This window comes from Wolbachia endosymbiont (group B) of Philonthus cognatus, assembly GCF_947179345.1.
Taxonomy (GTDB): Bacteria; Pseudomonadota; Alphaproteobacteria; order Rickettsiales; family Anaplasmataceae; genus Wolbachia.
Genome location: NZ_CAMXBG010000002.1, coordinates 369,793 through 383,949, shown reverse-complemented (window position 1 = coordinate 383,949; position 14,157 = coordinate 369,793). Strand labels below are relative to the sequence as shown.

Genomic DNA, 14,157 nt, shown 5'->3' with positions numbered 1-14,157 from the left:
AATATTTTTAATTATTTACTGCTGTTTTTTATCAGCATTGGCATAAAGCCATAGCTTTTGAGTGAAGTCAAATCAATTTTTCAATCTTTTTTACTTATTTTTTCATCAAAAAGTAAAAATGTTAATAGATACTGATTTTTTTATTTTAAATTTGTTGAATTTCGTCTAAAGAGATACCTACTGTTTTTAAAATAATATTGATAGAAATTCCTTCCTTAACTAAATTCTTTGCAATTTTCATCCTTTCTACTCTCTCCACTTTCTCTTTGCAAACTTGTATGCTTTCAAACAGAGATTTTATTAGTACATGACGTAATTCTTGGCTTTTAATCTTTTTGTATTCTTTTATTAACCTTGATAGTTCCACTTCACTATTCTCATTTTCTCTTGTTTCTGGAAGCAGATCTGTAATATTAATTAATAGTACCTTTGCTATTTCATCTAACATTTCAAGTGAAACAGCAGATCGTCCTTGTTCATATTCATATATTCTTTGATTTATTATGCCCACTTTACTTGCTAAATCTTCTTGTGTGTATCCTCTTCTCAACCTCCATTCTTTTATTCTTCGACCTACTTTATACGGAATAGAAATTTTTTTTTCATCATTATCATATTCATCAATAGATAAACTGGTCGTTTGAGAGATAACATGAGCAGAAACTCCTTCCTTAACCAAACCCTTTGCTACTTCTATTTTTACCGCCTTTCCACTTTCTTCCTCACTAATACGGATGAATTTAGTTAATAAATAAAACGTTTCACGTAATTCTTGATCCTTAATCTCTTTATGTCTTCTTACTAGATTTAGTACCTCCTCTTCCTCATACCTTTTTTCATTTGATACTTCTTGTATGCAAGCTAGATCTCTAGCAGTTGTTGATAATGCTTCTGCTAATTCATATAACTTCTTAATTGAAATTCTGCGCGTTCCTTTTTCATATTGCAGTATTACCTGATATGTTGTATCGATTTTTTTTGCTAAATCTTTTTGAGTATACCCCTTTGCTATCCTACAACTTCTTACTTTCTGTCCTACTACTTTATAATATAAAAAATTAGAGTAATTATTCTCTTTTTTCAAATTTTATACTCCATAACCAGAAGAGCTGTTATGTATACTTAATTGGGAACCTTTTTGACAAACTGAACTCATCTCCTTTCAAACAATTTTTCTATATCACTTAGTTTCATTTCTATATACGTTGGTCCTCCGTGATCAGAATATGGAGTTTTCTCAATTTGTCTTAGTATCTCATTCATCTCTTCCAATTTCATTTTTCTTCCTGCTCCATGGCAAGCGATTGTGGCTGATATTTTATTCACCTTATCCTCTATTGGTAGCGTATCTTCTATTTCCATTAACTTATCTACTATATCAACTAGCATCTCTTTTATATCTATTGTTCCCAAGATTGCAGGTATTTCTTTTACCCTTACTTTATCTTCTGATTATATTTCAATACCAAAACCCATTTCAAAAAGCTCATCTTTATAAGTTTCAATCATCCCCATTCCAGCTTGGTTTTTGATTTTAACTGTTTCAGGAAGAAGAAGCTTTTGCCTTTTTATGCTTGATTTTTGTTTTAAGCACTCATAGATCAACCTCTCATGAGCTGCGTGCTGGTCTACTATAATTAATTTGCCTTTAGCCTCAGCAATAATGTAAGTATTGTAGACCTGACAGCGTGCATATCCCAGAGGATAATCCTCTATTAAATCAATTTGCTTCCTTTCTAAAACCATCGTTCCCTTTTGGGGTGGAGATTCTCCATATTTAAACGTTTCTGGTAAGCTTTGCCTTCTTTCATCTGGTGCATTGAATTCTTTCATTAGACGATTTTCTAAAAGACTTGGCCTCCTTTCGTAAAATTCTTTTTGACCCTTTACTTCTCTGCTTTTTCCATTATTAACACGCTCATTATTCCTTTGACTTTCACTAACATCAAAAGGCGAACCACCCAGTTCTTCTCCAATACCTTGACACCTAGATCCATCAATATCACTCACTGAAGAGGTACCTATTCTCATTGACAACGCTTTTATTAGCCCTCTTCTCACTATTTCATATATTAACCTTTTATTTTGAAATCTTACTTCCGATTTATTTGGATGCACATTTACATCTACTTGGTCATATGGTACTTCTAAATGCAACACTGCAAAAGGGTACCTATTGTTTGGAATAAAATCGTGATACGCATATCTAATTGCACCAACAAGTAGATTGTCTTTTATTGGCCTTCCATTAACAAACGTATAAATCTGAGTTGAGTTACCACGATTGACATTAGGTTTACAGATGTGTCCCTTAAGTTTGATGCCTTCTTCTTCCTCTTTAACTTCCAACGAATTGCTCTGAAATTCTTCTTCTGTTTCACATAATCTGTTAAATAATGAAGTTTGCTTAACATATTTTAAGAGCTTTTTATTGCCGGAAGTGAGAGTAAACCCAATACTATAATTAATCATCGCTAAGTTATTCACAATATCAACAATACTTTGTGTTTCTGCTCTTTCGGTTTTTAAAAATTTTAGTCTATTTGGTGTCGCAAAAAATAAGTCACGAATTTCAATGTATGTACCTTGCAACAAAGAACAAGGGGTAATCTCTCTTATTTTTTCTCCTCCCTCATATCTTATAGACCATGCTTCCTTTGCTCCACTTGCCTTGGATGATAATTTCATTCTGCTTACTGCTGCAATTGAAGGCAGAGCCTCTCCTCTAAAGCCAAGATGTCTGATCTCTATTAACTCACTATCGCTTAATTTTGAAGTAGCGTGGCGCATAAACGCAAGTTCCAAATCTTCCTTTTCTATTCCATTTCCATCGTCTGTTACAGTTATAAGATTACGCCCACCACTTTCTATTTTGATCTCTATCTCTGAACTTCCAGCATCTATTGCATTTTCTACTAATTCCTTTACTACACTTGCTGGCCTCTCTATTACCTCTCCCGCTGCTATACGATTTATTGTTTTTGTATCTAAAAGAATTATTGCCATAATACTCCACCCAATCTATGAAACTTAGAGTTCCCTCTATTTTTTGGTGATTTCTTGACCTCACAATCTCTATATTTTAGCTTTTTAGATTCCTTTCTAGCAAGTCTATCTGCCTCTTCATTATAGGTATTACCACTATGAGCCTTAACCCACTTCCAGTTAATATCATGCTGCAAGACAATTTCATCCAATTCCTTCCATAACTCAACGTTTTTTACTGATTTTTTATTGGCTGTCTTCCAACCATTTGTTCTCCACTTATTGATCCACTCTGTTATACCTTGTTTAATATACTGACTATCAGTGTGTAAAACAACTTTGCAAGAAACTTTCAACATCTTTAGCCCGTTAATCACAGCCTTTAACTCCATCTTATTGTTCGTTGTGTTTTCTTCACCTCCAGAGATACGTTTTTTGATAAAGACACTTTTATTTTCATACATCATCACAGCTGCCCATCCACCAGGACCTGGATTTCCGGAACATGCTCCATCTGTATATATTGTAACCTTCTTTTTTTCGCCCATACTTACAGGATATAGATTCAACGTAAATTTGCTACCGAAATATGTTGATATTATTTTTTGAATATTTTAAAATGTAAGGTGTGAGAGATTGACAAACCTGTCCTTGTATCTTGAAAAAAGCATCTAATGTTTTAAGCTTAAATATTAGATGGAGGAGGAAGAACTCTGAAACCTGTCCAAGATTAAGAATCTGCTCGTGAGATAAGAGCTTCCTCCTCAAAAGTATAGGCTGGACGGTATCATAGAAAAACCTAAGTGGTTCTAATTCTGTATTCACAAGGTAAGCCTTACTTTTCATTTTAATAGTAACGTACGGGGTTATATATGATCAACAATTTTTTAGGCATAGACATTTCAAAAGAACGTTTTGATGTCTTTCTTTCATTCATAAGCAAAAAAGGAAAACGTGAAGCTAGGAAAAGGAGCTTTAAGAACGATGATAATGGGTTTCAAGGTCTACTGAGCTTTCTACAAAAACATAACGTAGAACAAGTGAAAGCTTGTATGGAAGCTACTGGTTGTTATAGCGGAGCTTTGGCTGAATTTCTGCACAATACTGGGCATTTTGTTAGTGTTATAAATCCTTATTGTATTAAATCTTATGCGAGGAGTAAGCTTGTACGACAAAAGAATGATCAGACTGATGCAGAAATTATTGCTGATTATTGCCAAAGACAGGAACCTTCTCGCTGGACACCGCCTTCTTCTGAATTGAAAAAACTAAAACATCTTTATCGCTGCTCGGCTGCGTTAAAAGATGAATTGACATTAGTAAATAACCACTTAGAAAAAAAAGAGAGACTGCCAAAAGAAGTTGCAAATGCTTGGGAAGACCTTGCAATGAACATAGAACAAAAAATAGAAACAATAAAAAACTCTGTACGTGAACTACTAAAACAGCACAAAGAATTGTTGGAAAATTTTCAACTTTTATTAACTATTCCAGGAATAGGAGAGGAATCAGCAATAGCTATTTTAGCTGAAGTTCCTGACATAAAGGCTTTTAGAGATGCCAGGCAATTGGCAGCATATGCAGGAGTTATACCACGAAACATAACGTCAGGTTCATCTGTACATGCCAAGCCCAGATTAAGTAAAGTTGGTTCGCGAACATTATGTAAGGCACTTTTCTTTCCTGCTATAGTAGCTAAGAATCACAATCCTATCATTATGAGCTTTTGCCAAAGATTAAAGGAAAAGGGTAAGCATAATATGGCCATCGTTGGTGCTGCAATGCGTAAACTACTCCATACTATTTTTGGTATCCTGAGATCCAAAAGTGCTTTTAATCCTGACCATATTAAAAACTACAGGGCTAGGAGGTTGACTGAAGTTTTAGTAATTTAAGATGCTACCATCTAATATAAAATAGTATTTTATATAAATTCGTTTAATGTAGTTGGTTAATGTATATGTTGATAAGTAAATTCCTGCTGTCTTATATATAAAACTAATTTACTTATCAACATATACATTAACTATAATAATCTTTATACCACTAAACAGTTGGCAGTATTTTGTGATTTTACAATACAGCTTAAGGTTCAATTTTTATAATTTTTTTGTTGACTGACGAGACGGTATCTCACGATGTTAGGTAAATCGTAATTGAGCTTTTAGGCTCGTATTTTTATTAGGAGGTTAGTCTCTCATACCCATACCCAAAATAATTGTTTTTAAAGCTCTTTATAGCTCATGAATTCATTTGCTGGGGTTTATAGAGGGAGTTGTAAAAGATGATAAAATAAACATTAAGGTGCGTGGTAGCATCCTATGGTCATCTATGAAGGTAATTTTTTGCCAACTCTTGAAATTTAGCTAACTTTAATAGACTTTAGCACAAAAACGTTGAATATTTCTTCACAATTGTGTATAATTATTAATGCTTTTTATCTTACTTTCTCATGGCTCTTTCTAAGTTTCTCGATCCAAAAAATGATATATCGTTCAAGCGCATCTTTGGCACTGAAAAAAATAAAGATATCCTTATTCACTTTCTTAATGATATTCTTGGCTTCACCGGCAAAAGTGCAATAAAGGATATAGAGTTTTTAAGTACTATTCAAGACCCTGATATTGCCTCTAAAAAACAAAGCATTGTCGATGTTCTTTGTAGAGATGAAAATGGGCTGCAAGTGATAGTCGAAATGCAGGTCGCTAAAACCAAAGGCTTTGAAAAACGTGCCCAATACTATGCTGCTAAAGCTTATTCAAGACAGGCTAGTAAGGGTGATCAATATCATGACCTTAAGGAAATTATCTTTATTGCTATAGCAGATTGTATTTTATTTCCTGATAAGTCTGAGTACAAATCAAAGCACACTATTCGCGATGAAGATACTAATGAACATGATCTAAAAGATTTTTACTTTATATTTATTGAGTTGCCTAAATTTCCAAAAACCAAAGAAGATCAGCTTTCAAGTATAGTTGAAAAATGGGTATACTTTTTCAGATATGCAGACGAAACTAGTGAAGAAGAGCTAGAGAGAATAATAGGAAGTGATCTAATAATTAAAAGAGCTTATGAAGAACTAAATAGGTTCAACTGGTCAGAAAAAGAATTTATAGCCTATGAACAAGAGATCAAGCGTATTCGTGATGAACAGGCTGTCCTTGCTCAAAAACTCGATGATGCTAAACATGAAGGTAGACAAGAAGGTAGACAAGAAGGCATCCAAATCGGCCATCAAAAAGGTAAAATTGAAGGTAAAATTGAAGTTGCAAAAAATTCACTCAAGGCCGGTGTCCCTATAGATGTTATAGCTCAAATTACCGGTCTCTCTCATTCTGAAATTTTACAACTCAGGGAAAAAACATAAATACTACAACTTATTTACTTCAACATTTATGAAAATCTTTCCTCAGTTAAACATATCCTATAATTAAGAGTCTAATGAACTGTCTAAAACAGCTATAAAGATTGCACATAGAATTATATAAATTACTATCATAACGTTACCCAAACTTCTATATCAAAGCTACGTGCTGTAAGTTTAATACGGATAGTATATTAACCATTTATTCCCCAACTCTAGTCTTGTATTCCTACTTCATTCATGTTAGCATTAGAACCATCAAACTTGCTACTGGTATACCTAATTATTTTGTGGCTAATTTTGCCACCTTCACTTTAAATTTTCCACTACTTGGCATATTATAGCTCCACCTCTTATATTATAACCTACCTATTGAGATTACCTCCAAGTTTGGTTACTCCTACATCAGAAAGACAAGTTGATACTTTGTCCTTTGAATGGCTTTGAATAGAAGCATTACTTAAATAACTTTGAGGCTCTAAACTCATTTGCTTTGCACCATCAACTTCTAATGTACCATCTCTGTTGTGTAATATCTGCTCTATTGATTGATTTAGCAGACCCTTATTAAATTGAGCTATAAACTTTTCAAATTTCTTCGGACTTAATTTACCAGCTTCTTCACCAGGACATGCTTTCTCTACATACGATTTTAAAATCCCCGAAATCTCATTAAATTTACCACTCATGACTTTTCTAGTAATCTCTTTCTGCATTCCCATATAATCAATATTTAATCGATGCATTGATACACCACTTTTTAATCCAGCTTGCTCTACTACTCTCTCAAATCCCTCTGTAATATTTAATGCATAGCCCTGTGCTTCTAGTGGGGATATAGACTGATCTACTGTAGAAATATACTTCTGACCTGTAACTTTTCTAATTAATAAATCAAGTAACATTATTGTACCATTTACATCGATTGGTGCACTAATTTGTGAGATTGAACTTTGAGTGAATGTTTTCTCAGGTAAAGCAGCTCTAAAACCTAATAACCCACCTATAGAGCTCTTTACCCAACCAAATAAATCATTTATCCATGAAGATGGTCTTGTGCCACTACTTGCTGCTATCTCAGGTTGATTACCTGAATCTTCAGTAAGAAGTTTACGTGATGAATGATTTTTATCGGTAATATTGACATCAACATAGAGACCAGCATTTAAACTCATTTTACTTTCTAGTTCTTGTATATCACGTCTCTTGCGAATAGATCCAAAATCTTCAACCTTCCACATACCTTGCTTATCGTTACCGCATGAACCAGGAGGATTGTTTTTCTTCGATGAAACCCAGGTAAATACTCGTCTTCTCTCTTTATCATAATTCAACCTATCTGCAGCAGCATACAAGTACTCATTACTATAAACACTTGTGATACAAAGATTATCGCCATAAGGTTGAACCTTCCACATACCTTGCTTATCGCCACCACATGAACCAGGAGGATTGTTTTTCTTCGATGAAACCCAGGTAAATACTTGTCTTCTCTCTTTATCATAATTCAACCTATCTGCAGCAGCGTACAAGTACTCATTACTATAAACACTTGTGATACAAAGATTATCGCCATAAGGTTGAACCTTCCACATACCTTGCTTATCGCCACCGCATGAACCGGGCGGATTGTTTTTCTTCGATGAAACCCAGGTAAATACTTGTCTTCTCTCTTTATCATAATTCAACCTATCTGCAGCAGCATACAAGTACTCATTACTATAAACACTTGTGATACATACTTTTGACGCAAATACCAAATTCTTCACTGACTTCGGTAACTTATTCTTCAATTTTTCAAAGTCAGGTGGTACATTATTGTTTGTTTTGTCTATAACCCCTTTTATACAATAGGCTAGCTTAAGTACTGTATTATCATGAAAGTCACTTGCTTCAATATTAGTGCCTCTATCTAACAGAAAATTGATCATATCTACCTTGTTATGTTGATTAGCTGTGCATAGAGGTATTTCACCTTTCTTATTTTTAGCTTTAATGTTAGCACCTTTTTCGCAAAGAAGCCTTGTCATATTCAATGTACTATAGCTAACAGCATGATGCAGAGGAGTTCGGCCATATATATCCTCAGTTTCAATATTAGCATTCTTATCCAAGAAAAATTCAACCATTCCAGTTCTATTGTAATAGACGGCAACATTTAAAGGAGCATATCCATACTTTCCATCCCTAACATTAATGTCCTTATTACTTTCATTGAAAAGCAATTCAAATATCTTCTGCACTATACCTACATTATTATTGTAGGCAGCATAATGTAGAGGTTTCCAAGATTTTAACCAAACTTTATTACTATCGCTAACATCCTTACCACTACCCTTAAGAAAGAGATTAACGAAATCTAAAGGCGTTTCACCATTTTTATCTTTAGCTTTAAAGTTAGCACCTTTTTGATAGAAAAGGTTAACTATATCTAACCTAGCACATTTAGCAGCATAATGAGAAGGAGTTCTTCCATACTTGTCCTTAATTTCAACACTAATATTTTTACTTAATAAATTTTCAATATCACGTAAACAATTTTCCTTAACAAGTAAGAAATAATCTTCTTTTTGTTTTTGTATAGCAAAGCTTCTTCGAGACACAGGCGGAAGACATATTGAGCTATGATCTAACTGAAAAGCATAAAACTCACTGCGTGTTTCAATTAACAATTTAGGCTCATTAGCACCTTTGTGAAACACTGCCCAAAACAGTCTTGCCTCCTCGCTATCTATTAAGGATTTTATATTATTTGGTTGTTTTTTATAACGCTCTAACTGACTTTCAGCTTCCTTAGCTTTGGTTGTTAATTCTTCTCCCTCAGGTACTATGCCTCCAGTTTTATCAAATTTTAATTCTATACCAGTAAATATTTCCCCTCCAACCACCCCGATATCAATACGCTTCCCACCACCAGTTTGAACCTCTGAAATAACACCTACAAGCTTTTTACTACTAGTAGACTCTTGATAATACATAAGTAAACCATGTAGCATGGATTGAAAATCTACTTCACTATCAATTAACTCCTTGAAGGGTAATAAAACTTGACTAACTTCTTTAAATAACCCTATATGGTGCTCTGCATCAGATTGTGCACCATCTACTTTCTTATTTACTACCTTATTTAGTAGGCCATTCAACTTATTTACATCAACATCCAATTTGACACATTTTCCATCAAAGCTCTGAGTCTTTTTTTCGTTATAGTCATCTAAATTGCTGTAAGAATTCACTTGAACTTTCCTGCACCAGTTCTCAAATTCACCTATGTTTGCTTTTTTTGTTTTTAGTAATAAATTAACTTCTTTTATTTTTAAATTTCTACTACTCTGAATCGACTCATCCATATTAAGCTTTATATTAGCTTCTTCATCTTTTTCAATTATCCCATCTATATTAATTTTCTTATTTCTTGAATCACTTCTAATTACATTAAGTAATACCAACTGATCTTTACCTGAATTTAAAAATCCAAATGATGTGATATCATTAGAAACACCCTTATCGTGTTGAAAAATATACTTATTCCATATTCCATTTTCTGCTTTAGCTGGCATTAATTCCCCTAATAGTATCTTACTAGTATACATATAGTAATTGTCAGATAAATTTGGTATGGTATAATAAAGATACTTTAATTGTTCATATATAATACCTTTATCATCAGATTCTAATAGTAACTGTAAAAAAGGGCTGAGATGTTGACTATCTCTAGCTGTTGTACCTATTTCAATTCTATCATGAGACAAATCAAAGTTAAGCACTGCGTAGATAACATTATTGTTATTTGTGATCATCCTCCGTGGACCATACTTAAATGCCTCGGCGTATTTTTTTGCTTGCTCAAAAGGATCACCTTGAATAGCTAAACTTTTACCAGCTTTAAGCTCTACTATTATAGGAATAACATTATTTAACCGCTCTTGTGATCGAACTAATACAACAATATCACTATAGCCTTCACCTAAAGATAATTCAGGATAAAGCTTAAGATTATATCGATACTTAAATAACATTACAAAGAAACCAGACAACAGCCCATGGTAGTCAGATTCGTGGTCAAAGTTTCCGCTCTTCTCGATTATGTAATCTTGAACTACTTGATCAAAATAATTCAATGTATCCTTAAAACTTTTGAAAACTTCTTCTTCATCAGAGAGAGAATATTTAGTAATTAACCTTTCTAAATTTCCTCTTTCCACTCTTTTCTTTAAAACAAATAATTCACCTTTATGAGAAGCAGATTTGTCGGGGAATAAGTCATCATCACATTTATCATATACTACTATACCAACCTTATCCTCATGCTTTATTTGAATAGAGTGCCATGTTTCCTCAGTATCATAGCTATTTAACTTAGATTTAATATACTCTACTTCCTTTCGATCAAATACTATAGGATTCTTTTCATAAACTACAATAAATAGTAACTTATCTTTCTTATTTTGTTCCTTTATTAAAAGGGCAAATTTAACCCCATTAACATAAGATTTATTATTTTTTTTATACTTTTCAACACGAAAAAATACTTGCTTAACTCCTAAACTTTCCCCCAATTCAGTATCTGGCAAAGCTAAAAACCCACCTAATACAAATAAAGGAAAAAAACCTTCTTTATTTACAGAACGCTTATTATCAGGGAGCTGCTCAATAAATGATTGTAATCTATCCCTAAAAGTTAGAGTATCACCTTCTATCAACATTCTAATTAATTCATAGTTATCCATATTGATCACCTACTAATACCTTCTTTTAACTATTTAACAATAAAGTGCTCACTTAATGTATATGTTCTTTGCTACTTTGTCCTGGAGATATGCTATCTACTTCTATACTTGTGTTTTGAACTTGTACATTTTGAGTATTGCGATCAAGTGCTTCAATTAATTTTGGCAAAGTTTTTTTAATTTCATCATGTACTACCCAACCGCGATTAATTTTATCTAAGCTAGCATCATCAGTAGACACGTAGCTGTTAAGTGCACTATCTAGATTAGAGATAAAGCTATCAATATCTTTTAACATCGCTTCATTGTTGTTAGCGTAGTGAAGTAAAAATTCTTTTAATAACTCTCGATTACCATTAAGGTAAAGTAAATTGCAAATAACTTTGCCTTTTCCAGATAGAAAAACATGCTGACATTCCTCATTATTATAAGCTTGCCATAGTTCCTTAAAAGCTTCGCTACAGCTATTTTCTGCAAACCCTCTCAATAGGGAACTATAGTTATCACAATCAAACGAGGGTAATTCCCTCCAGAACCTTTCTTTTCCTAACTCGATAATGTTATGTAAAAGACTTGCACGAGATTTATTGGATTTCCAACTAGCAGCTGACAATAGAGTACTATAATTCTCCACAGAGTAAAATTGAGACCATACTGAAAACAATTGACAGACTGTATCAAAGTAACCTTCACCAATTAATAGATGTAAAACGTTACATTTCTTGAGAAATTTTTCCAAGTGCTGTTCATTATCCATGACCTTTTGTAAACAAAAGATAGTAGTATCTACATCATTAGTTCCACTCATAGAATACAAAGCAGCTTCCATCAATAAATTTAGCTTAACCTCTTCTGATGTATTTTGCTCTTCTAATCGTTTGTAGAAAAAAGCAACAGCTTCACGTTCACAATCATGATAAGCTACTTTAAACCCATAAATATCAAGGTTAGTATCATAATACTCAGCATATTCCTCCTTTACCCGTTCTAGTTTATCAGTAATAAAATGACCCCAAAATTTCTCCAATTCTCTAGATCTTTCTTCTAATACATCATCTTCAGATAAATTATGCACTTCTTCTGCTTGCTTTTTGTATAGTGTGAATAAATTACGAACTAATTGTTCATCTAAACAGTTCAAACAAGCTAATGTATAGCATTCACCAACATATGGGTGATTATCATAGCTATTTTTTGAGGAGATATCTATTAACTCTTGAACGAAAAAACGCCTATCTAACCTTTTTCCATAAACATTATCATTAACCCAACAATCACCTTTAGAGAAAATATCTGAAACTATATCATAGTTTACATAATAGATTATCCTGCTATTACTACCAATGTATCTTCTTAATTGCTTTGCTTTAGATTCTTTAAAAGGATCATCATGCTTTATTACTCTCCTTAAAATTTCTTTACAGTAATGCGAATCGTCTGATTTAATTAAACTTTCTTGTTCCATTATAATTACCCATTAAAAAATACACTATATTTGAAGCTCTACTACTGTAATAAGGAGCACCTCACCAATAGATAAAAATAGAACTTCTGAATTTCGATGCTCCATAATTACCCCCTCTTTGATAAATAAATGAAAAAATATTGTACCTTATCAAGTACCATAATGAATTAGTCTCCATTACACTTTAGACATATTACTCCACCTTTAAAACATGTCAATCACTATTTTAGAAAATTTTTTTAGGCTTGAATAACTTTCGACAAAAGCCTATTAATAGGCTCAATACAGGGTCTTTTGTTTGCTTTCAAATTTTGTTTTTATCATAAGTTTGCCTAATTCTTCCATAAGCAAGCTAATATTAATTTAGCAAAATATATTATTAAGATCTCAAGCAAAATAACCATCAACTATGTTTTTTAAAATTTTTTGAGTTTAGTCTCATTTGTTCATAATTTTGCATTTTTATTCAATTGAAAAATGTATTTTGGCAACAAAGATCCCAGTTTATACAGAAAGAAATTTATATCAAACAGCAACCACTGCTTAGATTTTATGGTTAACGAATATGTGCTTTAAATGTGTGTAGACGCACATATCCGTTAACCTATTTTCTATGCAGATTTTTTTATTTCATATTAATTGCTTCTTTAAGTCTTGCATTGGCAATTACTATGATTTTTCGCATTAGAGCTGTTATAGCTACCATCTTCTTTTTACCTCTACCAATAAGATTAGAGTAAAAAGCACCAAGTGCAGATTTAGATCTTGCAGCGGCCATAGCAGCTGTAAAAAGCTTTGCACGAACATTGCTTCTACCACCTGTTATCCTTCGGTAACCAATAGTTTTACCGCTTTCTTTTGGATGTGGAGCAACCCCAGCAAGACTTGCAACTTCTTTTTTGTTTAGGTAGCCAAGTTCTGGCATTAGACACACAAAAACTTGAGATAGCTTGAGACCTATTCCTGGCACTGTTCTCAGGATCTTTTGACGCTTTTGTAACTCTGGATTTTTATCAATAATTCTTTGTATGGCATCGTTGAACTCATTTATCTGATTGGTAAAAAAGTCTATTGTTTTTTGGCAACTTTCCTTTATATAGTCGTTTTCAGGTGCTGCAAGCCTACATTTCTCTTGAGTTCTCATTTGCGTAATGTCATCACGACGTTGACAGAGTGCAACTAAGGCAGTTTGTTCTTTTGACATAGGCACAAATAGAGATAGAGCACTATAGCGTTCAAAACCATATTGAGCAAGGGCTTTTGCATCTGATTGATCAGTTTTTGCTAAAGTTCCATGTGATATGATAAAACTTTTTACTTTACGAGTATTAGCTCGATGCACAGCAACATTCATATCAACAAGAGAACGTGCTAAACCAAGCTCATATTTTCCTGTATTTTCTAAAGTTACAAAAGAATTAGGTAGAATATTTGAAAATTCTTGAAACAATTGTTGCCAACCAGCATCATTATTATTGAACTTGATAGTGTTTTTTTGGTTGTACACTGCAGCAACATTTTTGAATTTTCCAATATCAATGCCAATAAAATTTTGATAAGATGCAATCATAATAACCTCGATAGTTTAATTAATTTAAGATTGTAAACGG

At 33.0% G+C, this 14,157-nt stretch carries 7 protein-coding genes and 1 pseudogene; 2 read left to right on the top strand and 6 right to left on the bottom strand.

From position 1 onward, the window contains the following. Positions 1-145 precede the first annotated feature (145 nt). From wmk to rnhA, 3 genes and pseudogenes are all read right to left on the bottom strand, one after another. Positions 146-1,084 carry a WO male-killing family protein Wmk gene (gene wmk / locus ONG78_RS03800; protein WP_264377702.1) on the bottom strand — a complete coding sequence of 313 codons (939 nt, stop codon included), beginning with the start codon at positions 1,082-1,084 and terminating at the stop codon, positions 146-148. A gap of 68 nt (positions 1,085-1,152) precedes the next feature. Continuing rightward, positions 1,153-3,006, bottom strand: a pseudogene (gene mutL, locus ONG78_RS03795) (DNA mismatch repair endonuclease MutL). After that, on the bottom strand, positions 2,997-3,533 hold the full coding sequence (gene rnhA, locus ONG78_RS03790) for a ribonuclease HI (protein WP_264377701.1): 537 nt from the start codon (positions 3,531-3,533) through the stop codon (positions 2,997-2,999). Before rnhA ends, mutL begins: the two are co-directional and overlap by 10 nt. 324 nt (positions 3,534-3,857) lie before the next feature. Here rnhA and ONG78_RS03785 point away from each other — a divergent pair, with 324 nt between their 5' ends. Then, positions 3,858-4,880 (top strand): IS110 family RNA-guided transposase, encoded by a 1,023-nt coding sequence (locus ONG78_RS03785; protein ID WP_264377700.1) that lies wholly within the window; start codon positions 3,858-3,860, stop codon positions 4,878-4,880. Positions 4,881-5,437: 557 nt separating this feature from the next. Next, the gene (locus tag ONG78_RS03780; RefSeq protein ID WP_264377699.1) at positions 5,438-6,355 is read left to right on the top strand and encodes an Rpn family recombination-promoting nuclease/putative transposase; all 918 of its coding nucleotides are present in this window, start codon (positions 5,438-5,440) and stop codon (positions 6,353-6,355) included. A gap of 362 nt (positions 6,356-6,717) precedes the next feature. Here the strand turns inward: ONG78_RS03780 and ONG78_RS03775 are convergent, their stop codons facing one another. From ONG78_RS03775 to ONG78_RS03765, 3 genes are all read right to left on the bottom strand, one after another. Continuing rightward, positions 6,718-11,082, bottom strand: a complete 4,365-nt coding sequence (locus ONG78_RS03775; RefSeq protein WP_264377698.1) for an ankyrin repeat domain-containing protein — start codon at positions 11,080-11,082, stop codon at positions 6,718-6,720. Positions 11,083-11,134: 52 nt separating this feature from the next. Next, positions 11,135-12,547: a hypothetical protein gene (locus ONG78_RS03770; protein WP_264377697.1), complete on the bottom strand. Its 1,413-nt coding sequence runs from the start codon at positions 12,545-12,547 to the stop codon at positions 11,135-11,137. A 625-nt stretch (positions 12,548-13,172) separates the two neighbouring features. Continuing rightward, positions 13,173-14,117, bottom strand: a complete 945-nt coding sequence (locus tag ONG78_RS03765; protein ID WP_264377456.1) for an IS110 family RNA-guided transposase — start codon at positions 14,115-14,117, stop codon at positions 13,173-13,175. Between the last annotated feature and the right edge of the window lie 40 nt (positions 14,118-14,157).